The organism is Streptomyces sp. NPDC059169 (assembly GCF_042755225.1).
GTDB lineage: Bacteria > Actinomycetota > Actinomycetes > Streptomycetales > Streptomycetaceae > Streptomyces.
This window is the reverse complement of the sequence record NZ_JBHZCF010000013.1, coordinates 141045-163638: the sequence shown is the minus strand read 5'-3', so window position 1 is coordinate 163638 and position 22594 is coordinate 141045. Positions and strand designations below refer to the sequence as shown.

Sequence of the window (22594 nt, the reverse complement as noted above, 5' to 3'; positions counted from 1 at the left end):
GAGTTCGTTGGGGCTCCCGACCGAGGTGTTTTTAACCTCCCAACGGAGAGAGCCCTCCCGACCAAAGCGCGAGTCGGGCCTCGTTGTTTCCACCCCCCAACCCCCCCCCGCTGGTCCTTTCCCCGTGGCGGCGTTCGCGCCGACGATGGGTCCGGAGCCCGTGGAGCCCCGTGGGTCGACTGGCGGGAGTATCGGTGGAGCCTTTGGAGGACTGGCTAGAGGACATGCAGCCTCGGCTGGCCGGACTCGTGGACTTCGAACTGCCTCCGGGCGCGCTGGCGCTGACGGACCGCTCGCCGACGTCGCTGGCGCGCCTGGAGGCGGAGCTGCTGGCCCGGTCCGCCCCGGGGGCGGACTTCCTGGAGCGGGTGGCCGGATTCCTCGGCGAAGTCCTGCTGTCGGCGGCCGGCGGGAGCTGGGCCTGGGACGAGCGGCGGGGAGTTCCGGTCGTGACGCCGGACCCGGAGCTGGGTCTGCCGTCCGTCTGCCCGGCGGAGCTGGTCGAAAAGGCCCGACGGCGTCGAGACGGCGACGAGTTCGGCCGCAGCCTGCGGGAACTGGAACGGGCGGTCGCCGAGAAGCAGGCCGTCGCACCCGGATGGAGGCCGGTCAAGGAACCGACCTCCGGTCTCGATCAGGACCCGACGGCCACGTTCGACTCGCCGTATCTGGACGCGTGGCTGGCGAAGCGCGCAGCGGGCCTGCCGGCCTGGCTCGCCACGTACGCGGAGCGGCCCGGGCTTTGGGACTTCAGCCAGCACTCCCTGGACGAGCTCGAGGCGGCGGCGCGCCGACGGGTGTCCGGACCGGACGAGTTGGCGGAGCACCCGGACTTCGCCGAGGGGGCCTCGTGGTATCTCGGAGAGGTGCTGCGGCCGGCGATGCGCGCGCAGTGGTGCTACCACCCGGGTGAGCCGGACGGGGACAACATGTTCGTCGGGCGTCCCTTCCTGGACCAGCTGATCCCGGACGGGACGGTGGCGGTGCCGTTCCTGCTGATCCAGGTCGCGCTCGCCGACCGCGGTCCGGGGGTGCTTCGTCACGTCTACGATCGGCTCACTTGATCCTGTTCTCCCGCTGGGCATGCGGCACTAGGTTGGTCATCGCCATTGCCTGCAGGGGGAGTTGGTCATGAGCGGACGCCGTCGGGTCCGAACGTTGTTGGTCGCGGTGACGCTGGCGGCGCTGTGCGGGCCGTTCGGTCTGGCGGGCTCGGGAGCAGCCGCGCCGAAGCCGGTGCCGCTGCCCAGCTTCGACGGGCCCGCGCCGGATCCGGAAACCCTTCCGGGCGGGTCCCGTCCGGCCCCGATGGGCAAGAAGCAGACGTACGAGTACCAGAACCCCGCCGAGTGGCTGCGTGGCCGAGCACAGCCGAAGGCCCACGAGGTGGCGGCGGCGATGCTCGACAAGAGGGCCACGATTCCGGGTTTTTGGCAGCACGCCCTGAAACGATGGCAGGACTACCAGCGGGACAAGGCCAAGGAGCTGAACAAGTACCTCGACAATCCCGTGGGCGATCGGCCGAGCCCCGTGGCGCCCTGGGACAAGTGGCTCCGTAGGTACATTCCGAATCAGGGCAACGACAACCAGGGCAAGGCCTTCGTCCAACACGTGGTGGAACGGCTCAGGCTCGGTGCGAACCACGGCTGGCAGACCGAGTTGAACGTCCCTGAGGTGAACCGCTACTACGACTTGGCCAACGTGAAACTCGGCCTGTACTACGAGCTCAAGTCCGGCAGCGGCATCAGCGAAAAGGAACTGGCACGGGACAGGGCGTTCGTCGAGGCCGAGCGGGGGAAGCCCGACCCCCGGCGGCTGGTGTACCTCTTCGCCGTTCCGCCGAGCAAGAAGTCCACGAGGCTGCTGAAGGAGGCCGGTATCGACTATGTCGTGGTGCCGGCGCAGAAGAAGGTGATCGACACGGGTGGTCCGCCGGTCGACCCGGGCGACCAGTTTGAGACCCCGGACGACGGCGGTCCCAACGGCAACGGGCCGGACGGCGGCGGCACCCCCAACGGCGGGCCGCAGGCCGGTGGACCCCATGGCGGGGCCACCGCCGACGACACCCTGCGCGCCCCGGAGCAGTATCAGGCCCCGGCCGCGGCGCCGGCGGAGATCGCCGACTCCGGGGACACCCCGGAGCAGGCCGCCGAGCTGCGTCAGGTCGACAAGCAACTCGCCGCGGAATCCGGCCACCCCGAGCTGGCTCAGGACGACCTGGGCGGCGTCGACTTCTCGACGCTGGAGCTGCGCTACGTCTCCGACACCTACCACAACGGTTCCGGCGTGCAGTACGCGTTCAAGGCCGACGCCCTGCCGGCCCAGGAGCAGTCCTTCGGCGGCCGGCGGGCCGCACAGCTGGCCTCGGACTCGTTCTTCGTCTGGCTGGAACTGCCGCCGTCCGCGTTCACCGTCAACCTCAACCCGGACGAGCCCGACCGGATCATCGACGAGGAGTTCGGCAGGACCGACGCCGGGCGGGTGCTGCTGGAGGCCGACCTGGCGATGAAGAAGTCGGTGGCGAAGTTCATCCACCCGGACAAGCCCGGTGGCAGGAAGTTCTGGGACTCGCTGCGCGGCGAGACCAAGTGCGTCTCCATGCGGCAGTGGATCGTGCCCGGTACGGCGACGGTCCGCGACAACGGCGACGAACTGTACATCCTGGACGCGCCGCTGCAGGTGAAGATGGAGTCGGAGGTCATCAAGACCCCGGGCGTCGGCGGCAACACCGGCTGCGGACAGCAGGACGAGGCCAGCACCCGGCACAACGAGGCGCTGTATCGCACGACGATTCTGCCGCAGGTCCAGAACGCGGTGAACACCGCGCCCGAGTACGCCGATCTGCGCCGGGTCTACGCCAGCCGGGTCGCCGCCGAGTGGTTCCGCAAGCGCAGCGCACACAAGCACACCGCGTACTCGGACCTCATCGGCAAGGGAGACATCAACCGTTGGGCCTCCCGGGAGAAGTGGACACCCCGTGACGTCTTCGACCGCTACGTACAGTCGTACAAGAACGGCGAGTTCAAGGTGAAGCGCACTACCACCAAGGGCAACCTCATCTACACCAACACGTACGTCTACGGCGGCGTGGACTTCACTCGGATCAGCCAGAACCGCCTGAGCTCCGCCACGTTCGCCAAGGAACACGCCGAGCTGAAGGCCACGGCACACGACGCGCTCAACGCGCCGAGCGCCGAGGGAAGCGACGTCTGGCTCGGCGGTCAGACCACCGCCGTTCCCTACGCCGAGGCGTTCGCCGGTCCCGAACCGGCAACATCGAAGCGCCTGTTCTTCGTGCTGGGCGCGGCACCGCTCACCGCCTGGCTCGTGACGGGTGGCGTGCTCTGGTGGCGCCGCCGGACCGACGCGCCGACGGGGGCCGCCCAGTGACTGCGCCGAGCCTGGAACCGCCTCTGGTACCGGCACCTCCGAGGTCGCCGGGCGCCGTGTTCGCGGCGAGCTACCTCTTCGCCGGGGTGGCTGCGCTGGCGCTGGTCTCCGCAGTCGGCACTTTCTTCGCCGTCCCCGAGTTCCGCCACCGGCGGAGTGAGGAGGCTGCGGACGGCGCCGCCGGGGACCTGGCCGCGTACGGACTGATCGCATTCGCCGTGGTCACGATCGTGTTCGGCGGCCTGTGCCTGGTGCTGTCCCTGCTCGACGGCCGGGGACGACAGGCGGCCCGGGTGACGACCTGGGTCGTCGGCGGACTGTCCGTCTGCTTCAACGTCGCGCTGCTCGCGGCCGGCTTCTACGACACTGTGCCGTGGTATCGCGACATGACCCGGATCGTCGCCGCCGGGATGCTGCTGCTGATCCTCGCCTCGGTCACCCTCCTGGCGTTGCCCGCCTCCCACGCCTACTTCCGCTCCACGAGGTCCACCCGGCAGAGTGCGCGCGCCCGTGTCGCGCCGCCCCCGACTCTCCCACCGGCCGTCCACCAGGCCCCGCCGCACACCCAACAGGCGGCTCCTCCCCCGAACCTGCCCCCGCCCCCCACCCACATGCCCGCGCCTTCCGGCCATCCGCTCCTGCCGCCCGGTGCCCCGCCCGGTCCTCCCCACCTTCCGCCACCGCAGCCGCTCCAGGGCGCACGCCGGCCGATCGCCGTTACCATGGCCATGGCAGTCCTGGTGGGCGTCTCGGTCGTCACCCTCGTGGCCGCCGTCGTGGAGGTACGGACGTACCAGGCCATCCTGGGCTGGCTCGACGAGTACCAGCGTGCCATGGAGAAGCAGACCGCCCGGTACGGCATCGACGTGGCCTTCCCTCGCCTCCCGGACACCGCCGCGGGGCCGACCGTCATCGTGGTCGTGGCCCTGGTGGCCGTCGCAGCGCTACTGATCGGCCTGGCCCTGGCCATCCGGCTGCCCCGGCCGCGGGCACGCGTCACGGCACTCGTCACCACGGTGCTGCTTGCGGCTTTGGCCACGGGCCGGGGCCTCCTGACCGCGAGCTCACAGGCCACCATGAGCCAGCTTGCAGAGGAGTCGCAGCGGCTGAAGGAGAGCATGGGTGTGGGGCAGTACCAAGACCGGTTCCCCAGCTTCACCGAGATCTACCCTCAGTGGGCGTACCAGGCCGTCTATCTGACCACGACTCTCGCGGTTCTCGGGTGCATCGCGGTCTTCGTCCTGCTGGTCTTGCGGGGCTCGAGCGCCTGGTTCGCCATGGCAGGAAATCGCGCGCACCAGCACGCCCTACCGCCGCCGTACCTCGGACAGGGGTACGGGCAGTATCCGAGCAGGTGAGAGCGATTCGGCGAAACCTCTGTTCGTCCACAGCGCCGTCCACGGCAACGCCGTCAGTGGGGCAGGGCCAGTGCGCTGCCGGATAGAGATTGATCATCTTCTCGATGATCTGGAGAGCGACGCCGAGCGGGTGGAGGCCGCGGCTCGTCCACGGTGATCGGCAGGTCCGAGATCGAGCGTCCACTCCTCCTCGGGCGAACCGGATCGACATCGGTCAGAGCGAGGCAACCGGGTGGCCATGGATCAGGACGGCAACGAGTTCTGTGTGTTGACGCCTAGGTGTTCCCGGAAGACCTGCGAGATGTTGGTGACCCCGGGCCGGCGATTGCGGAATAGCCGTCGGTTTGCCGGGTTCATGGCTCCGGCGTGGCGTCGGCCGAACGTTGGATCTACCGGAGCATCTGCTCCATGGCAGGGATGGGCAGCGCTGGGTGCTCGGCTGCCGCTCGAGCGGTATCGGTGTCCCCAAGCAGCCGAATGAGTACGCGCGCGGGCAGTCCGGGATGGCGGGCGGCTGCGTGGCGCACGCCTTTGTGCGGGTCGTCGAGCAGCCGCACGGCCGACGCGGGTGTCAGCCGGGGGTCGGTCGCGGCTCGGCGGCGAACTTCCTCATCGCTGTCCCGACTGAAGGCCTCGACCAGCTCAGCAGCCGAATCCGCGTCGTCCAGGGCTAGTTGGCGCATGCGCGGGTTCGGGTCGTCCGCGTAGCGGAGCAGGTCGCGGCGGGGGAAGTTCGGGTGGCCGCGGGGGCGATCGGGGGCGCTGAGGCTGCCGGTCCACCACTGCCACACCCTCAGCAGCATGTCGGCGGGTGCGTCGTCGCAGGATTCCGCCAGGAAGAGCTGGACGACACGGTCTTCGTCACGGGCGAGGAGTTCGACGACGTCCGGTGGGAGGTGCCTGGCTCGGGCGACGCTCCTGCGTATGAGGGGATGGGTGGAGGCAGCCAAGCGGCGCATGGCGCCGGGATCCTGGTGCAGCGCCGTGACCCAGTCGAGCGGGTAGTGGTGGACGCGCGGGTCGAAGTCGATGGGGATGCCCGCCCGCTGTTCTTCGGTGAGGTCGGATCGTTCGGCCACCACGGAGCGGATGTTCTCGTCGGGATCCCGGGCAAGGAGGATGACCAGGTCCGGGTCCAGGTGCGGGTTGCCCGCGAGGGAGCGGCGCTGGGCAGGGTTGCCGTGGTGGGCCAGGTGTTCGGCGAGGCCGCGCTCGAGACGGCAGCTGCCGATGGCGCGGTCTGCGAGTTCCGCGGTGTCGAAGACCGTGCGGGACATCGGGTGCACCTGGTGGTACTGGAGCAGCGCTTCGATGCGGACCTTGCCGTAGGGGTCGTCCAGAAGCGCCCGCCGGGTCGGAGCGTCCAGATGAGGCCAGGCCCTCCGGCAGGCCGAGGCCCGTACGGACGGGTCGACGTCGACGGCCAGAGCGGTGAGCATCCGTACGGGGAGTCCAGGAAGACAGGTGGTCTGCTCGCGAACCCGTGCTGATGGGTCCGCGGCGAGCTGCTCGTACGCGGCCTCGGTGAGCTCGGCACACCGGCTTGCCGCGAGCATGGTGAGGATCCACCGGTGCCGGGATTCCTGCTCGCCCAGGATCAGGCGGGCCCACTGCTCGGCAGTGATGTTCGGCTGAGCCTCGGCCAGCAACTGCCGCAGCTTCCAATCCGGGTGGACCATGAGCGCCTCGACCACCGCCGTCGGCAGCGGACAGTACAGGAGGAAGTGCGACAGGCCCAGGAGACGGGCGCGCAGGCCATCGGGTGCGGCCGGGTTGAGGGCCAGCCCGTGCGCCCACAGCTCGCGCAGTCTCGCCGAAGGACCCGGTCGCCGAAGCAGTTCCGCCCAAGCAGCTTCCCGCTCCCGAGGGGTTTCCCGGGCCGCCGCCCGCGCGGCTGCCTCCTGACGCTCTGCGATGTTGTCCAGCAGGGTGAACCGGACCTCGTTCTCCTCAGTCGCCACTCCGATCAGGGCGGTGCCGTCCGTCGCGAGGGTGACGAACTCCGGCTGCCCGGGACGCTTTCCGAGGACTCCGGCGAGGTCCCACTGACCAGTGAGCCGCACCCGCGTCCAGCGCCTGGGCGCACAGCCCGTCCGGTTGCCGGCGACATCGATGAGGAATGCACCGTCCTCGCCGAGGATCCCGTTGCCGACCGCGAGCCGGTGCCACTGTGCGTTGAGCTCGGCGACCAGGTCAGGCAGCTCCCGCCGTACGGTCATGGTCGGCTTGCCGTCGCCGGAGACGACCAACCGCCGAGCAGCTCGGGGCGGCAGTACCTCCTCGGTCCGCCAGTCCCCCACAACGTCCAGCCCCGCCTGTTGCAGCAGCTCTATGAGCTCGTCTTGTCCAACCGTCACGGGAACCCATCCTGCCCGATGTGATTCGCAGCCTGTCCTGGACTGGAGGGGTGCGGAATGTGTACCAACCTGCGGGCGAGGCCCGCGGGACGCATGGGTACACGAGGTTCACGTGTCGGGGGCCGGGCTGAAGCCCCCTTGCCTTTGCGGTCCCGGAGGCCGTCGATGCTCTGGTGGAAATCCCGGGCTAGCAGGGGTGCACGGGCGCCAGGGCAGAGAACCACGGCTTCGCCGTCGCCGGTCCGGCGAGCGATGAGTTGGTCGAGCTCCTGGGCGGCCTCTGCGCGCGCCCCGCCGAGCTGATCGGCCGCAGCAGCCGACTTCTGCTCGGACTCGGCGAGTTCAGCGGCTGCGGCATCCGCACGTTTTGCTCGAGCCCTGATTCTCCATCGCTTGCTCAGCTGCCGTGAGATGGTGACGCGCATCCACGACGTGGCGAGTTTCGTCCGCGGCAGCCGTCGCACGCCGAGCAGGCACTTCCCGCATCCGTCGTAGGGGCGTTCGATCATGTTCAGGTCCGTACCGCGCAAGTCTTCTCCGTTTCGTACACGCAAGGTACGGAGATTCGACGGCCACGCCCAGGACGATCTTGCTCAGCCCAGGAAGGACAGCCGCACCTGTCGGTCCGGGTTGTCCTTGTTGATGTCGACCAGACACACCGACTGCCAGGTGCCGAGCTCCAGCCGGCCGCCGATGACGGGCAGGGTCGCGTACGGCGGGACGAGCGCGGGCAGCACGTGGTCGCGCCCGTGGCCCGGGCTGCCGTGCCGGTGCTGCCAACGGTCGTCGGCGGGGAGCAGGCCGTGCAGGGCGGCCAGCAGATCGCGGTCGCTCCCGGCCCCCGTCTCGATCAGTGCGATCCCGGCTGTCGCATGCGGGACGAAGACGTGGAGCAGGCCGTTTCGGCCTTGGGAGGTCTCCGCCAGAAAATCCTCGCAGGCGCTGGTCAGGTCGACGACGGCCTCGGCCGTGCCGGTGGGCACGGCCAGCACGCGGGTGGTGAAGGCTTCGGACATAGGCCCATCCTCGCGCCCCGCCGGCAGGACCGCGCGCCCGCGTCCCCCGGGAGTGGCGCCGGTGCGGCGGCCCGCGAGGAGGCGTCCGGGGGGAGGAACGACCCAGCCGACGGGCCGGAGGCCCGCGCTCAGGCGTCGTCCCGACGCAGAAATTGCCGCACCGCATCGGTCCGAGCCGTGGGACCGGTGCGCACCCACCCGCTCCCAGTCCAGGGGGGCGGCAGTGTGCACCGCCCGCTCCCCGTCCGCAGGGCCGACCGCCGGAAGGTCCCGTGGACGCGAGGAGCCGGCGACCGCCACCATGGCCTCATGGCCCACGATGCCGCTCGTACGCCCGCCGCCGTTGCGTTGCCCCCGACCGCCACGGCCGTGATCGTCGGCGGTGGCGTGATCGGGGCGAGCATCGCCTTCCACCTGGCCGAGGCGGGCGTGCGCGGCGTTCTCCTCCTAGAGCGCGACACACCGGCCTCGGGCTCCTCCGGCAAGCCGATCGGCGGGGTGCGCGCCCAGTTCTCGGATCCGCTCAACGTCCTGCTGGGCCAGCGCAGTCTGCGCGCGTGGCGGGACTTCGCCCGGCGGCCCGGTGCGGAGGTGGGCCTGGAAACCGTCGGCTACCTCTTCCTCCTGGGCCGGGACGAGGACGTGGCGGCGTTCCGCGAAGCCTCGGCACTCCAGGGCCGGCTCGGTGTGGAGAGCCGCATCATCGGGGCTGACGAGGCGCACGACCTGTGCCCCTACGTCAATCCGTCCGGGATCGAGGCCGCGGCCTACTCCCCGGGGGACGGCTACGCCCTGCCCGGTGCGGCCGTCCTCGGATACCTGCGGGCCGCCCGTGCCCTCGGCGCCACCGTCCGCACCCACTGCGCGGTCACCGGCATCGACCGGGTGGGCGGCGAGGTGCGAGCCGTGCACACGACGGCCGGGACGGTGCGGACCGGGACGGTGATCTGCGCGGCGGGGCCCTGGTCGGCGGCGATCGGCGACCTGGTGGGGGTCCGCCTCCCGGTGACACCGCTGCGCCGTCAGATCGCCCTCACCGGTCCGCTCGTCCCATCGCCACCGCGCATCCCGTTCACCCTCGACTTCGATTCCTCGCTGTACTTCCACAACGACGGCGCGACCGGGCTCGTGCTCGGCTTCTCGGATCCGTACCAACGTCCGGGGTTCGGGCGCGAGTGCAGCACGGAGTGGCTGCAGCTGTTCCGTGCTGCCGCGGCGCGCCTCGCCCCCGGGCTCGCGGGGCTGGAGCCCTCGGGCGGCTGGGCGGGACTGTACGAGATGACTCCGGACCACAACGCACTCATCGGCGAGGCGCCCGGCGTGTCCCGGTTTCTGTACGCCACGGGTTTCTCCGGGCACGGCTTCCTCCAGGCGCCCGCGGTCGGCGAGGTCGTACGCGATCTCTGGTTCGGCAGGGAACCCGTGATCGACGTGGGCCCGTTGTCCGCGAGCCGCTTCGCACACGGGTGCGGAGCCACGCCCGCCCGGCCCGAGGCCCACATCATCTGACCAGGCCAGGAGGTTCACATGGCGGATACGATCCCCACCTGGCGGCTGCGCGCCGCGTTCGCCCGCAGGCTCTCCGCGATGTACGGGACGGAGGTGCCCGCGTACACCACCCTGGTCGAGGTGGCGGGTCGGGTGAACGATGCCGTGCTCCGCAGGGCCGGACCGGAGGCCGAACGCCTCGGCAGCATCGAGCGGGTCACGGCGGAGCGGCACGGCGCGATCCGGGTCGGCACGTCCGCCGAACTCCGTCAGGTGGCGGGGGTCTTCGCAGCGCTCGGCATGGAGCCGGTCGGCTTCTACGACCTGCGGGACGCCTCGGCCGCGGTTCCCGTGGTCTCGACGGCATTCCGGCCGGTGCGGACCGAGGAGCTGGCACGCAACCCCTTCAGGGTCTTCACGTCGGTGCTGACGACGGCGGACCGGCGGTTCTTCGACGCGGACCTGGAACGGCGGCTCGGGGCGTTCCTCGGGCGACGCCGGCTGTTCCCTCGCGAACTGCTGGAATTGGCAGAGGTCGCCGAACGCGAGGAAGGGCTCGACCGGGAAGCGGCCGAGCGGTTCCTCACGCTCGCGGTCGCCGCGTTCGCGCTGTCGCCGGAACCGGTGGACCGCGCCTGGTACACGGAACTGGAGCGGGTCTCTGCGGTCGCCGCGGACATCGGCGGGGTGACCAGCACGCACATCAACCACCTCACACCGCGGGTGCTCGACATCGACGACCTCTACCGGCGCATGCAGGACCGGGGGATCGCGATGATCGACCGCATCCAGGGTCCGCCGCGCTGGGACGGCCCCGACGTCCTGCTGCGCCAGACGTCGTTCCGGGCGCTGGCGGAGCCCCGCACGTTCCGGGAAGCGGACGGCGGCCTCACCCGCGGCTCGCTGCGCGTGCGGTTCGGGGAGGTCGAGGCGCGCGGCATCGCGCTGACCCGTGAGGGCCGAGCGCTCTACGACAGGCTGGTCGACGGCCCGGTCGACCAGTGGGCCGCGCACTTCCCGCGCACCGAGCGCCGCTTGGCCGAGGACGGCCTCGGTTTCTTCAGCTACGAGGCCGTGCGGGGCCGGCCGCGCGACGGCCGGCACCCGCCGCACGACCTCGCCGGACTCCTGGACGGCGGCTGGCTCACCGCCCGGCCCGTCGTCTACGAGGACTTCCTGCCGCGTTCCGCGGCCGGGATCTTCCAGTCGAACCTCAGCGGCCCCGGCGCGCGTGATTCCGCCCGGGCCGGGGCCCACTACGACCGGCACTGGCTGTCCGAGGCGATCGGGCGCACGGTGCACGACCCCTTCGACCTCTACGCCGCGCAGCAGGCCGACTCCCTGGACCGGGCTCGCCCGCTGCCGGCACGAACCGAGGAGCGCCACGCATGACCACCACCGCACTCCCCGACACGGACTCGCTGCGGAAACGAGCCGGGGACGCCCTGCGCCGCTGCGGCGGCCGACTGCCGACGGGGGACGACCTCGTGTCCCGGACACCGCTGACCGGGGGAACGCTCTTCTCCCTGGCCGCCGCATCTGCCACGGAGGTCGACGGGGCGATCACCGCGGCCGACGCCGCCTTCCGCGAATGGCGCACGGTCCCGGCGCCGCGCCGGGGAGCGCTGGTGAAGCGGCTCGGAGAGTTGCTCACCGCGCACAGGGAGGACCTGGCGGAGCTGGTCACCGTCGAAGCCGGGAAGATCCACTCGGAGGCGGTCGGCGAGGTACAGGAGATGATCGACGTCTGTGACTTCGCCGTCGGTCTCTCGCGGCAACTGTACGGCCGCACGATGGCCTCCGAGCGACCGGGGCACCGGCTCTCCGAGAGCTGGCACCCCCTCGGTGTCGTGGGGGTCATCTCGGCGTTCAACTTTCCGGTGGCGGTGTGGTCGTGGAACGCGGCGCTGGCGCTGGTCTGCGGTGACACGGTGGTGTGGAAGCCGTCGGAGGCGACGCCCCTCACCGCGCTGGCGTGTGACGCGCTGTTGCGCCGCGCGGCCGCCGACTGCGGTGCCCCCGCCGATGTGCATCGGCTGCTGATCGGCGGGCGGGAGGGCGGGGAGCTCCTGGTCGGCGACCCGCGCGTGGCCCTGGTCAGCGCCACCGGGTCGGTGCGGATGGGGCGCGAGGTGGCGCCGCGGGTGGCCGCCCGGTTCGGCCGCTGCCTGCTGGAGCTGGGTGGGAACAACGCCGCCGTCGTGACCCCGTCGGCCGACCTCTCGCTCGCGGTGCGGGGCATCGTGTTCTCTGCGGCCGGGACCGCAGGGCAGCGCTGTACCTCCCTGCGACGGCTGATCGTGCACGAGGACGTCGCCGACGAGCTCGTGGCGAAGGTCGTCGACGCCTACGGCAGGCTCCATGTGGGCGATCCCTTCGCGGCCGAGACGCTCGTGGGCCCGCTGATCTCGTCCGCGGCGTACGACGCGATGACGAAGGCACTGGCGGCGGCGCGGGCGGACGGTGGCACGGTGCTGACGGGCGGTGACCGGCTGTTGCGGGCCGAGGCCCCGGAGGCCGCCTATGTGCGCCCGGCGGTGGTCCGGATGCCCGCGCAGACCGGGATCGTGCGTGAGGAGACCTTCGCACCGATCCTCTACGTCCTGACGTACCGGACGCTGGAGGAGGCGATCGGGCTGCACAACGGCGTGCCACAGGGGTTGTCGTCGGCGATCTTCACCCGGGACCAGCGCGAGGCCGAGCGGTTCCTGTCCGCGGACGGCTCCGACTGCGGCATCGCCAACGTCAACATCGGGACGTCGGGCGCCGAGGTCGGGGGCGCGTTCGGCGGCGAGAAGGAGACCGGCGGTGGGCGAGAGTCGGGCTCGGACGCCTGGCGCGGCTACATGCGCCGGGCGACGAACACCGTGAACTACTCGGACGGGCTGCCGCTGGCGCAGGGCGTCACCTTCCTCTGATCCTGTGGCATCCGCCGCCCGGTCGGCCCCTCGCCGTCCGGCCCTGCATCGGCGCGCCTCCCCGGCACCGGCGCATAGGCATCGTGCCGGTCGGGAAGATCCACGACACCCCAAGAGTTAGTAGAAATGTGAACGACACTGGTGTGCAGAACGTGGACGTCGTCGTCATCGGCGCCGGGCAGGCCGGGCTCTCCGGCGCCTACCACCTGCGGCGGGCGGGACTGCGCCCGGGCGCCGACTTCGTGGTGCTGGACCACGCCCCACGACCGGGCGGCGCCTGGCAGTTCCGCTGGCCCTCGCTCACCTACGGCAAGGTCCACGGCATGCACGCACTGCCCGGGATGGAGCTCACCGGTACCGACGGCGCCCGCCCGTCCTCCGAGGTCATCGGCGGGTACTTCGCCTCCTACGAGGAGACCTTCGCGTTGCAGGTGCACCGGCCCGTACACGTGCGGGCGGTACGCGGAGGCGCGGACGAACGGCTGCGGGTGGAGAGCTCGGAGGGCGGGTACGCCGCGCGCGCCCTGATCAACGCCACGGGCACCTGGGACCGCCCGTTCTGGCCGCGCTACCCGGGGCAGGGGACGTTCGGCGGACGGCAACTGCACACGGCGGACTACCCGGGACCGGAGGAGTTCGCGGGACAGCGCGTCGTCGTCGTCGGTGGCGGCGCCTCGGGGACGCAGCACCTGATGGAGATCGCCGCGGTGGCGGCGGAAACCACCTGGGTGACCCGTCGACCGCCGGTGTTCCGGGACGGCCCCTTCGGTGAGGCACAGGGCCGTGAAGCCGTGGCGCTGGTCGAGGAGCGGGTGCGGCGCGGCCTTCCTCCGCTGAGCGTCGTCTCGGTGACGGGCCTGCCGCTCGACGACGCGGTGCGCCGAGCCAGGAGCGAAGGCGTCCTCGATCGCCGGCCGATGTTCGACCGCATCACCCCAACCGGTGTCGCGTGGGACGACGGTACGACGGTCGGGGCCGACGTGATCCTCTGGGCGACGGGCTTCCGCGCCGCGATCGACCACCTGGCGCCGCTGCGGCTGCGCGAACGGGGCGGCGGCATCGCGGTGGACGGCACGCGTGCCGTCCGCGACGAGCGCGTCCACCTCGTCGGCTACGGCCCTTCCGCGTCCACCGTCGGAGCCAACCGGGCGGGCAGGGCAGCGGTCCGGGAGATCGTACGCCTGCTGCACCGCACCCCGGTGGCGCTGCCGGTCGACCCGGCCCCGTCGCCGGTACCGCACCCGGAGGCGGTGGGCGCAGCACACTGACCGCCATCGCCGGAGTGTGGCAGCAGGGTGCACCGTGGCGGAGCGCCCGCACCACGTCGCTCACTCCTCTGTCGTTCGCTCCTCGGAGTCCTCCGCCGCCGACCTCCGCCGGGCATTGAACTCGTCGACGTTCTCTCGCTGTTCGTCGAAGTCAGCGGTGAAACGCGTGTCACCGGGAGCCACCGTGACGAAGTAGAGCCAGTCACCCGGCGGGGGGCTGATCGCCGCCTTCATGGCGGCTTCACCGGGATTGCCGATCGGCGTGGGCGGCAGCCCCCTGTGCCCGTAGGTGTTGTAGGGGCTCTCGATCTTCGTGTCCTCGTGTGTGGTGTCCAGGGTGGAACGATTCAGCGCGTAGTTGAGCGTCGAGTCCATCTGGAGCGGCATGCCCTGGTCCAGCCGGTTGTGGATGACGCGGGCCACCTTGCCCATCTCCGCGACGGTCTCGGCCTCCGCCTGCACGATGCTGGCCACGACCACGGCCTGGTAGAGCGTCATTCCGTGGCGTTGCGCCCCTGCGTTCACCGGCGAGGTGCCGAAGCGGTGTCCGGCCGTGTTGACCATGTAACTGAGCAGTCCCGCCGGCGTCGTCTCCTCGTCGAGGGGGTACGTGGCGGGGAAGAGGAAGCCCTCGGGGTTGCCCCGGGCCACGACGGGGAGCCTCAGGTGCGGCCCGTGGGCGACCGCGGCCCTGCGTGTGCTGCCCGGGCGCAGGCCGAGGGCCGTGTCGACCGCCGCGTAGACCTGTGAGGACCGCCATCCCTCCGGGATGACCAGGGCCTTGGGCCTCGTCACCTGCTTGGGGGGACGCGGCTGTTCACGGAACGACGGGAGGAACAGGGACACGGCCACCGCCACCACACCGACCACACCCGCGACCACCACCAGGCGACCGCGGCGCGTCAGGCGCACCCCGCCCGGACGTCCGACCTTCGGGAACTGGCGCTTCACATAGGCACACTAACTCCAACAAATCGCACATAAGGGTACCCGCGCCGCCACTCCCCCGCGGGAGCGACGGCGGCGGTCGCGACGCAGCGGACGGACGGCGGCATCGGCGCGAACTCGATGGCGGACCGAACCGACACGGCCGGCCCCCCGGCGGCGCGGCGGAACCGACACGGCGGGTCGGGGAACTCGGAGTCCTCCCGTTGGCGGTCAACCTCGGGGAGGGCAGTCCGCCCAACCGTCCGGCGCGTACGGGTGTGGCCGGAGAAACTGCTCGTGGCCGCCCCCCGGCCATCACCAGGGCCTCGCGCACGCCCGTCGCCCCGCGCGGGGCCCGTCAGGGCGTGACCGGCGCCAATTCCGCATCCCGGCGCACCAAGGCGGCGTAGCGGCCGTCCTGGTCGAGCAGTTCCTCGTGCGAACCGCGCTCCGCGATCCGCCCTGCGTCGAGGACGACGATCTGGTCGGCGTCCCGCACGGTGGAGAGCCGGTGGGCGATGGTGATGGTGGTGCGCCCCTGGGAGAGCGCGTCGATGGCCCGTTGTACGGCGTACTCCGTCCGGGTGTCGAGGGCGCTTGTCGCCTCGTCGAGGATCAGCACCGGCGGATCGCGCAGGATCGTGCGCGCGATGGCCAGTCGCTGCTTCTCCCCGCCCGAGAAGCGGTACCCGCGCTCTCCGACCAAGGTGTCGTAGCCGTCCGGCAGCGAGGCGATGTGGTCGTGGATCTGCGCGGCACGCGCGGCCGCCTCGATCTCCTCGTCGGTGGCCGACGGCTTGGCGAAGCGGAGGTTGTCCGCCACGGAGGCGTGGAAGAGGTAGGTCTCCTGGGAGACGACGCCGACCGCCCGGGAGAGCGTGTCGAAATCGAGGTCCCGGACGTCCACCCCGTCGAGGGTCACCCGGCCGGCCGTCACGTCGTACAGCCGGGGCACGAGGTAACTGAGCGTGGACTTGCCCGATCCCGTGGGACCGACCACCGCCAGACTGCCGCCCGCGGGGACGGCGACGTCGATGCCGTCGAGGGTCGACCCGCTCTTCTCGTCGTAACTGAAGTCGACGTTCTCGAACCGCACTTCGCCGCGGATCTCCTCCAGGCGGACCGGCTGCTCCGGCTCGGTGATGTCGACCGACAGGTCCAGGTACTCGAAGATCCGCTGGAACAGGGCGAGCGACGTCTGGATCTGCACTCCCGTGGAGAGCAGGCTGACCGCAGGTCGGAAGAGGCCCTGTTGGAGCGAGACGAAGGCGACGAGCGTGCCGATCGACAACGCGGGCCCCCCGGTCTGCAGCGTCAGACCCGCGGCCCAGTAGAGGAGTGCGGGCATGGCCGCCATGACGATGCCGATGGTGGCCATCCGCCAGCGCCCCGCCATGCTGGAGCGCACCTCCAGGTCCACCAGTCGCTCGGACTCGTCGGCGAAGGACCGGGTGAGCGAGTCGGCGCGACCCATCGTGCGGCCGAGCAGGATGCCGCTGACGGACAGCGATTCGGTGACCGTGGCCGCCATCGCGGCCATCTGCTTCTGGCGCTGGGTGGTGATCTGCTTGCGCTCGCGGCCGACCCGGCGGCTGATCGCGACGAAGATCGGCAGCAGGACGAGCGACACGGCCGTGAGTCGCCAGTCGAGCGCGAGCATCGCGACGACCGTGGCCACGACGGCCGTGAGGTTGGAGACCAGCGAGGTCGCGGTGGAGGTGACGGTCGCCTGCATGCCGCCGATGTCGTTGGCGATGCGCGACTGGACCTCTCCGGTGCGGGTCCTGGTGAAGAAGGCGAGCGGCATCCGTTGCAGCTGGGCGTAGACGCCGGTGCGCAGGTCGTGCATGACACGCTGGCCGACGGTCGTCGACATGAGGGTCTGGAGGACGCCGAACACGCTCGTCATCACGGCGGTGACGATCATGCCGAGGGCGAGCAGCGAGAGCAGGCCGGTACGGCGCTCCGGGATCGCGGTGTCGAGGATCTCCCGGAGGAGGAACGGGGACGCGACGGAAACGAGCGAGGAGGCGCCGACGAGCAGCCCGACGAGGGCAAGCCGTCCGCGGTACGGCCTGAAGAGGCGGAGGATGCGCCGCACCTGGGCGGGCTGCTCGGGCCGCGTGGGATCGAGCGGGCGATCCGGTGGTGTCCATGAAGGACCGTCGTGGGGGCGCATGGGCTCCTTCCGAGGTGCGCGACGAGCGAGTTTGAGGAGCATAGCTCACTGTTACCTATACTCACAATGAACGTGGTCCTGATATTGTTCCCGGCATGACCTCCCGTTCTTCAGCGTCCGACGCGGACGGCCTACTGGCCGAGCAGTTGCTGCGACTGACGCGCCGCCTGCACCGCATCCAGAAACGGCACCTGGAGCCGGTCGGCGTCACTCCCGCACAGGATCGACTGCTGCGCGTACTCGCGCACTACGACGGAGCCCCCCGCATGGCCGATCTGGCCGACCGCCTGGAGGTGGTGCCGCGCGCGGTGACGACCCTGGTCGACGGACTGGAGGCATCCGGCCGCGTGCGCCGCGCACCGGACCCGGAGAACCGGCGGGTGGTCCGGATCGAACTCACCGACGACGGCCGCGCCACACTGGGACGGCTGCGCAAGGCGCGCCGGGCGGCCGCGGAGGACATCCTGGCACCACTGACCCCGGAGCAGCGCGTACTCCTCGGTGGGCTGCTCACGGCACTCGTGGAACCGGAGCCGCGGCCGGGCTGTCGATCCGGGGAGTCGCCCTGAGGATCGACACCCCTCCTCCCTCCGACCGTGCACTGCACACCCGGCGGAGGGAGGTGCTCAACGAGGCCCGCGCCTTCCGTGACGGTCCCTGACGGCGACGACCGTTCTGCGCGTGCCGAAGATCTCGGTCAACTCAGATGGACCATCAGGTCTGGTACGCTCACCACGAGTTGACCACTCGGGGGACTGGTCGGCGCCTCGTCCGAGCACCCCCGCCCGTGTGAGCGACGCACCTCCGCTCGCCAGTCCTTCGAATGATCGAGTGAGGGGGTTGCGTGGCGGACGCCGACACCGCTCCGGCCGACCAGCCGGCCGGGTCCGGGGGGAACACCTTCGCCGACAGGCTGAACCACCTCTTCGAGACCGTCTACCCGATCGAGCGCGGCTCCCCGTACACCGACGCCGAAGTGGCCCGTGCGGTCGACGTGTCGAAGACCTACATCGGCAACCTGCGCAAGGGCAGGAGCACCAACCCGGGGTACGAACTCATCAAGGACCTCGCGGACTTCTTCAAGGTGCCCGTGGCCGCGTTCTTCGACGGCGAAGAGGGCGAGGAGGTCAGGCGCAACCTCCACCTCCTCGGCGCGCTCAAGGAAGCCGGGGTCCGGCAGATAGCCCTGCGCACCGTTGCGTCCCTGCCCGATGAAGCACTCGGCGCCCTCGTGCCGATGCTGGAGCACCTGGGCAAGTCCGACGGAACGCGCGGACGGATGCGGCCACGGCACACCGCCGCGAGTGACGGCCCTGACACCCCCGCCGGCACATGAACCCCGCCCCGGACGCCCGGACACGACGGGGGCTCAGTGGAGTACGTGACATGGCATCGGTCGACCAGCCACCCGGGGGGTGAGGGGGTGAACAACAAGGAGCTCCGTCGGTACTGCGCCGATATCGTCAAGTCCCTCGACATCCCCGAACGGGCCGATGTCAACGTCCTGTGCGACCGCATGGAAGAGCTTCGCGGGCGCCCCATTTCGCTGATGGAGCTCCCGATGCCCACGGGTGTCGGCAAGCCCTGCGGACTGTGGTTGTCCACCGACGACGTGGATTACATCGGCTACCAGAAGTTCACGACGCAAGCCCACCAGCAGCACATCATCCGTCACGAGCTCGGGCACATGATGTGCGGGCACGAGGCCGCACCGGTGATGCCCGACGAGGTGATCCGACTGTTGATGCCCCGGCTGGCACCGGACCTGGTGCGCAGCGTGCTCGGCCGGACCCAGTATTCGAACGAGGAAGAGCGCGCGGCCGAGCTGGTCGCCTCCCTGATGCCCATGCAGGGCGACGCGGTCGTCCGCCGCCCGTCGACGAACGCGTCACCGGGCATGGCGAACCTCATCACCCACATCGGGCGTTCGCTGGAGCGCAGTTGACATGGGAAACACTGACGGGATGCTTCTGTTCAACCTCGTGTACGGCGTTCTGGCTGTGATCTCCTGGAGCGCGTTCTTCTACAAGTTCCGCGATCTGTTGCGGGACTGGAAGAACCGCGAACTGAGATGGGTGTGCTTGGCCATCGCCACGTTCGCCACGCCCTTCGTCGTGGCGTCGCCCTGGCTCTACGTGCGCATCGACAGGCTGCTGGGCGTCACGAACATCGCCACCCTGATCGTGTACTGCTCCGTCGCGGTGTGCATCACGTGCTTCCTGGCCCTGCTGGTGAGCTGGTCGTCCGCTCAGAACCGGGTCAGGATGTGGCACCGGCTGATCGTTTCGTACGCGGTCATCACCGTGGCCGCCATGATCACCTTCTTCTCCCTCGGCGACGTCAGCGACGGCGAGCACCACGTCGACTTCGATACGCACTACGCCGAAACCCCGTACATCGTCGAATTCCTGCTGGCCCACCAGATCCTCTACACCGTCGGGATGGTGGGGTTGTTCAGGATGTGCTGGCGCTACGCCAAGGTCGTCGACCGGGTCTGGCTGCGACGCGGGCTGAAGACCATCGCCGTCGGTGCCGTCGCCGGACTCGGCTACGGCCCCATCAAGATCATCACCTTGGTCTGGGACCTCGTGGGAACCTCCCCCCTCGACACGGTGAACAACGTCGTGGCTCCCATGTCGGCGAGCGTCTCGGCATGGGCGTTCTCCCTCGGATTCACCATGCCGGCCTGGGGCGTCGGTCTCGACCGTGCTCGCGAGCGGGCCAGGAACTACCTGGCCTACCGGCGGCTGGAACCCCTGTGGTCGGCTCTGACCCGCGCCTTCCCCGAGGTCGTCCTCCTGCCCGACCTGTATCCGGAGAACCCGCGACGGGCCCTCGGCCACGATGACCTGGCGTTCCTGGTCAACCGTCAGGTCATCGAGATCCGCGACGGGCAACTGGCCCTCCAGCCGTACGTCGACCCCGCCGTTGCCCACGCCGCACGCGACGCGTGCACGGCGAGGAAGGTCCCGCCCGGTCAGGCCCAGGCGGTCATCGAGGCCGCCCGCATCAAAACGGCCCTGCAGGCGCTCGCGGACGGAGAGGACCGTTCCCATGCGGCAGCCGTCCCCCACGACCCGGCGGCCGGAGACCTGGCCGGCGAACGGGACTGGCTCATCCGCGTGGCCGACGCCTTCCGGCGCGACGACGTCGTTCGGCACGTGGTCGCCCAACGCCCCGGACGACGGCAGAGCACGGGAGCCGCGCGAACATGACCACCACGCCCACGCTCTTCACCGACCGGCTCATGACCAGCCCCCACGAGGTCTACGCCGCACTGCGGGAAGCCGGCCCGGTCCACCGCACCACCACGCCGGACGAAGCCGACGTGTGGCTGGTCACCCGCTACCAGGACGTGCGCGAGGCTCTGAACGACCCGCGGCTGTCGCTGGACAAGGCCAACGCACACACCACCGGCCGCTACCGGTCCTCGATGCCGCCGGAGCTTGACGCCCACCTGTTGAACATGGACCCGCCGGACCACACGAGGCTTCGCCGCCTGGTCTCGAAGGCGTTCACCCCGCGCCGGCTCGACGTACTCCGCGACGGCATCCGGGCACACGCCGATGCGCTTCTGGACGCGGTCGTCGATCGTCCGGCCGACCTCATGACGGCCCTGGCCTACCCGCTGCCGATGGCCGTCATATGCGGAATCCTCGGCATTCCCGGCGAAGCTCGACAGGACTTCCGGACGTGGACCGACACCCTGCTCTCCCCGGAGCCGACCGCTGCGGTGGACTCCCGCACCGCCATGCGGAAGATGCACCACTTCCTGGCCGAGGTCATCGCCGGCAAGCGCGCCCGGCCCACGGACGACCTGCTCTCGGCGATGATCGAGACCCGTGACGAACGCGACGGCCTCACCGAAGCCGAGCTGCTGGCCATGGCGTTCCTGATCCTGTTCGCCGGCTACGACAACGCGGTCAACCTGATCGGGTCCACCGCCCTCGCCCTGCTGCTCCACCCGGAACACCGGCAGGCCGTGCTCGACGGGAAGACCCCGGTCCAGGCAGTCATCGAAGAGACCATGCGCTGGAACGCCCCTTTCACCTTGGGGGTGCGCCGCTTCGCCCTCGAAGAGCTCTGCATCGGCGGAGTGACCGTCCCGGCCGGCGCCCGGGTCTGGGTCTCCCTGATCTCGGCCAACCGCGACGGCACCCAGTTCGACGACCCCGACGCTTTCGACCCTGCGCGTACGCCTGCGCACCTCGGCTTCGGCCACGGCATCCACTACTGCCTCGGAGCACCGCTCGCCCGGATCGAGGCAGAGATCGCCCTGACCAGCCTGCTGGAGCGCTTCCCCAGCCTGACGCCGGCCGTCCCCGCCGACGAGCTGACGTGGGTGCGCTCCTTCCACCGGCGCGGTCTCGCATCACTTCCCGTGACCTGGTGACGGCGGTGCAAGGCGTCGCCACCGCTCGCCGCGGCAGCGAGCACCACGGACCGGGCTCGTCCAGCCCCCACGGGGGTGGGGCAGGGCGAGCCCGCACGACACGAGGGCCCCAGGAATTCGCCCGCCCTGGCCTGGGGCCCTCCGTGACGTCCGCCGTGCCGTGCCGGCGCATCGTTCGACGGCCGTGCAGCACAAACCGGAGGAAGCCATGAGGAGGCCCGGATACCGACGGGGGTGACAGTATCCGGGCCCGTGATCACTCTAGTGCCCACGATCGAGCGAATGACGCAAGGGCTGTTCATCTGACTGGATTCGACGCCATCACCGCCCGAACCCATTTGTCGTCGATCACGCACAGCCGTGAAGCCCTGCTGAGCCCTGGTGTCAGCCGCGGCAGCGCCCGCCCGCGGTCCGCTGCGCCTCGGACGCCCGGGTCCCACATGGCTGAAAACGACACTCTCCCGCCGTGTCCGACGGTGCGTCACCCCTGCCAGGAGGGTGACGCACGACCTCGGACGCCGGTCCTTCCGTCGACGGTTGCGGACCGACGACGACCTGCCGTCGCGGTGGCGGACGCCGGGTACCCGAGGTCCAAGGCCCGGTGATCGCCCCGCCCGCCGGCGTCCGTCGCAGAAGGCGCGCTGCTCGGAGGGACAGCGGTCCTTCGGCGAAGCGACGGGAGTGGGTGGGTGGACGATCACCGCCGGCCGGAGGCCACTGGCTCTGCTTGACCTTCACACGGTGACACGGTCTTCAGTGCGGCCCAGGAGGTGGTTCCCATGACGAACGGTGGGGCGACCGCACTGCTGCACGACGCCCTCACCAGCCCCGACACCGTGGCGGCCCCGGCGCTCGGGGCGCGGGGAGTGCTCGACGCCGTCCCCACCCTCGTCGACATGATCGTCGAGGAGAGGAACGACGCCGACGCGGCCGACGCACTGGCCGCACCGGCGACTGATCCCGCGCTGGCGGGCCGATCGCTGCCGGGCTCGTCGACCGCCTCACCCACGGCAACCTGGAGGCGTCCGCACGTCAACGGCTGACGCAGGCGCTCGCGGACATCCCGGGGAACCCGGCGTCACGTGCCTTGACGATCTGTCACATGACGAGGACCGTGCCGTTGCGCTCACGGCGACCTACGTCCTCACGCTGCGCGACGCGCACGAGCGGCCCTCCCCGGCGAACCAACCGCGCGGCCCCCGCTCGTTCTCCCCCACCGGTGCACCGACGTGTCGGTGGCGATCCCCAGCACCGCGAGCGCCGAGGTGACGCGTCGTCGTCCCACGCGTCGGGAGTGAAG

General features: G+C 70.6%; 16 protein-coding genes and 1 pseudogene. 13 read left to right on the top strand and 4 right to left on the bottom strand.

All coding sequences use genetic code 11. The features are described from left to right. Nucleotides 1-224 precede the first annotated feature (224 nt). From ACFXOM_RS23910 to ACFXOM_RS23900, 3 genes are all read left to right on the top strand, one after another. Nucleotides 225-1064: a hypothetical protein gene (locus ACFXOM_RS23910; protein ID WP_384945189.1), complete on the top strand. Its 840-nt coding sequence runs from the start codon at nucleotides 225-227 to the stop codon at nucleotides 1062-1064. A 67-nt stretch (nucleotides 1065-1131) separates the two neighbouring features. After that, on the top strand, nucleotides 1132-3390 hold the full coding sequence (locus ACFXOM_RS23905) for a hypothetical protein (RefSeq protein ID WP_385039152.1): 2259 nt from the start codon (nucleotides 1132-1134) through the stop codon (nucleotides 3388-3390). A gap of 56 nt (nucleotides 3391-3446) precedes the next feature. Next, nucleotides 3447-4748, top strand: a complete 1302-nt coding sequence (locus ACFXOM_RS23900) for a hypothetical protein (protein WP_384934782.1) — start codon at nucleotides 3447-3449, stop codon at nucleotides 4746-4748. A 389-nt stretch (nucleotides 4749-5137) separates the two neighbouring features. Here the strand turns inward: ACFXOM_RS23900 and ACFXOM_RS23895 are convergent, their stop codons facing one another. Together ACFXOM_RS23895 and ACFXOM_RS23890 are read right to left on the bottom strand one after the other, a co-directional pair. After that, on the bottom strand, nucleotides 5138-7105 hold the full coding sequence (locus ACFXOM_RS23895) for a PE-PGRS family protein (protein WP_385039149.1): 1968 nt from the start codon (nucleotides 7103-7105) through the stop codon (nucleotides 5138-5140). A gap of 593 nt (nucleotides 7106-7698) precedes the next feature. Then, nucleotides 7699-8121: a secondary thiamine-phosphate synthase enzyme YjbQ gene (locus tag ACFXOM_RS23890; RefSeq protein WP_384934775.1), complete on the bottom strand. Its 423-nt coding sequence runs from the start codon at nucleotides 8119-8121 to the stop codon at nucleotides 7699-7701. Between the two features lie 309 nt (nucleotides 8122-8430). Between ACFXOM_RS23890 and ACFXOM_RS23885 the strand changes: the two genes are divergently transcribed. The 4 genes from ACFXOM_RS23885 (at nucleotide 8431) to ACFXOM_RS23870 (ending at nucleotide 13795) form a co-directional block, all read left to right on the top strand. Beyond that, nucleotides 8431-9630, top strand: coding sequence for an NAD(P)/FAD-dependent oxidoreductase (locus ACFXOM_RS23885; RefSeq protein ID WP_384934772.1), 1200 nt, complete (start codon nucleotides 8431-8433; stop codon nucleotides 9628-9630). A gap of 18 nt (nucleotides 9631-9648) precedes the next feature. Then, a complete protein-coding gene (locus ACFXOM_RS23880) occupies nucleotides 9649-11001 on the top strand; it encodes a 2-oxoadipate dioxygenase/decarboxylase family protein (protein ID WP_384934770.1) in 1353 nt (450 codons plus the stop codon). Continuing rightward, nucleotides 10998-12527, top strand: a complete 1530-nt coding sequence (locus tag ACFXOM_RS23875) for an aldehyde dehydrogenase family protein (protein WP_384934767.1) — start codon at nucleotides 10998-11000, stop codon at nucleotides 12525-12527. Before ACFXOM_RS23880 ends, ACFXOM_RS23875 begins: the two co-directional genes overlap by 4 nt. 143 nt (nucleotides 12528-12670) lie before the next feature. Continuing rightward, the gene (locus ACFXOM_RS23870) at nucleotides 12671-13795 is read left to right on the top strand and encodes an NAD(P)-binding domain-containing protein (protein WP_384934985.1); all 1125 of its coding nucleotides are present in this window, start codon (nucleotides 12671-12673) and stop codon (nucleotides 13793-13795) included. Nucleotides 13796-13855: 60 nt separating this feature from the next. On the opposite strand, the gene mltG is transcribed toward ACFXOM_RS23870, so the two are convergent. Together mltG and ACFXOM_RS23860 are read right to left on the bottom strand one after the other, a co-directional pair. Continuing rightward, nucleotides 13856-14746, bottom strand: a complete 891-nt coding sequence (gene mltG, locus ACFXOM_RS23865; protein ID WP_384934764.1) for an endolytic transglycosylase MltG — start codon at nucleotides 14744-14746, stop codon at nucleotides 13856-13858. 334 nt (nucleotides 14747-15080) lie between these two features. After that, a complete protein-coding gene (locus ACFXOM_RS23860) occupies nucleotides 15081-16901 on the bottom strand; it encodes an ABC transporter ATP-binding protein (protein WP_384934761.1) in 1821 nt (606 codons plus the stop codon). Nucleotides 16902-16996: 95 nt separating this feature from the next. Here ACFXOM_RS23860 and ACFXOM_RS23855 point away from each other — a divergent pair, with 95 nt between their 5' ends. From ACFXOM_RS23855 to ACFXOM_RS23830, 6 genes and pseudogenes are all read left to right on the top strand, one after another. Then, nucleotides 16997-17470, top strand: a complete 474-nt coding sequence (locus ACFXOM_RS23855) for a MarR family winged helix-turn-helix transcriptional regulator (RefSeq protein ID WP_384934758.1) — start codon at nucleotides 16997-16999, stop codon at nucleotides 17468-17470. A gap of 275 nt (nucleotides 17471-17745) precedes the next feature. Next, a complete protein-coding gene (locus ACFXOM_RS23850; protein ID WP_384934755.1) occupies nucleotides 17746-18237 on the top strand; it encodes a helix-turn-helix transcriptional regulator in 492 nt (163 codons plus the stop codon). Nucleotides 18238-18324: 87 nt separating this feature from the next. Next, a complete protein-coding gene (locus ACFXOM_RS23845) occupies nucleotides 18325-18846 on the top strand; it encodes a toxin (protein WP_384934753.1) in 522 nt (173 codons plus the stop codon). A gap of 19 nt (nucleotides 18847-18865) precedes the next feature. After that, nucleotides 18866-20116, top strand: a complete 1251-nt coding sequence (locus ACFXOM_RS23840) for an MAB_1171c family putative transporter (protein ID WP_384934750.1) — start codon at nucleotides 18866-18868, stop codon at nucleotides 20114-20116. Next, nucleotides 20113-21294 (top strand): cytochrome P450, encoded by a 1182-nt coding sequence (locus ACFXOM_RS23835; protein WP_384934747.1) that lies wholly within the window; start codon nucleotides 20113-20115, stop codon nucleotides 21292-21294. The genes ACFXOM_RS23840 and ACFXOM_RS23835 overlap by 4 nt, the downstream gene beginning before the upstream one ends. A 788-nt stretch (nucleotides 21295-22082) precedes the next feature. After that, nucleotides 22083-22563 (top strand): annotated as a pseudogene (locus ACFXOM_RS23830) (hypothetical protein); the annotation flags it as partial. Nucleotides 22564-22594: the final 31 nt, after the last annotated feature.

Excerpts from the sequence above, each read along its gene's own strand:
- ACFXOM_RS23910 (WP_384945189.1), top strand. The coding sequence starts at position 225 with ATGCAGCCTCGGCTGGCCGGACTCGTGGACTTCGAACTGCCTCCGGGC.
- ACFXOM_RS23905 (WP_385039152.1), top strand. The coding sequence starts at position 1,132 with ATGAGCGGACGCCGTCGGGTCCGAACGTTGTTGGTCGCGGTGACGCTG.
- ACFXOM_RS23890 (WP_384934775.1), bottom strand. The coding sequence starts at position 8,121 with ATGTCCGAAGCCTTCACCACCCGCGTGCTGGCCGTGCCCACCGGCACG.
- ACFXOM_RS23885 (WP_384934772.1), top strand. The coding sequence starts at position 8,431 with ATGGCCCACGATGCCGCTCGTACGCCCGCCGCCGTTGCGTTGCCCCCG.
- ACFXOM_RS23880 (WP_384934770.1), top strand. The coding sequence starts at position 9,649 with ATGGCGGATACGATCCCCACCTGGCGGCTGCGCGCCGCGTTCGCCCGC.
- ACFXOM_RS23875 (WP_384934767.1), top strand. The coding sequence starts at position 10,998 with ATGACCACCACCGCACTCCCCGACACGGACTCGCTGCGGAAACGAGCC.
- ACFXOM_RS23860 (WP_384934761.1), bottom strand. The coding sequence starts at position 16,901 with ATGCGCCCCCACGACGGTCCTTCATGGACACCACCGGATCGCCCGCTC.
- ACFXOM_RS23855 (WP_384934758.1), top strand. The coding sequence starts at position 16,997 with ATGACCTCCCGTTCTTCAGCGTCCGACGCGGACGGCCTACTGGCCGAG.
- ACFXOM_RS23840 (WP_384934750.1), top strand. The coding sequence starts at position 18,866 with ATGCTTCTGTTCAACCTCGTGTACGGCGTTCTGGCTGTGATCTCCTGG.
- ACFXOM_RS23835 (WP_384934747.1), top strand. The coding sequence starts at position 20,113 with ATGACCACCACGCCCACGCTCTTCACCGACCGGCTCATGACCAGCCCC.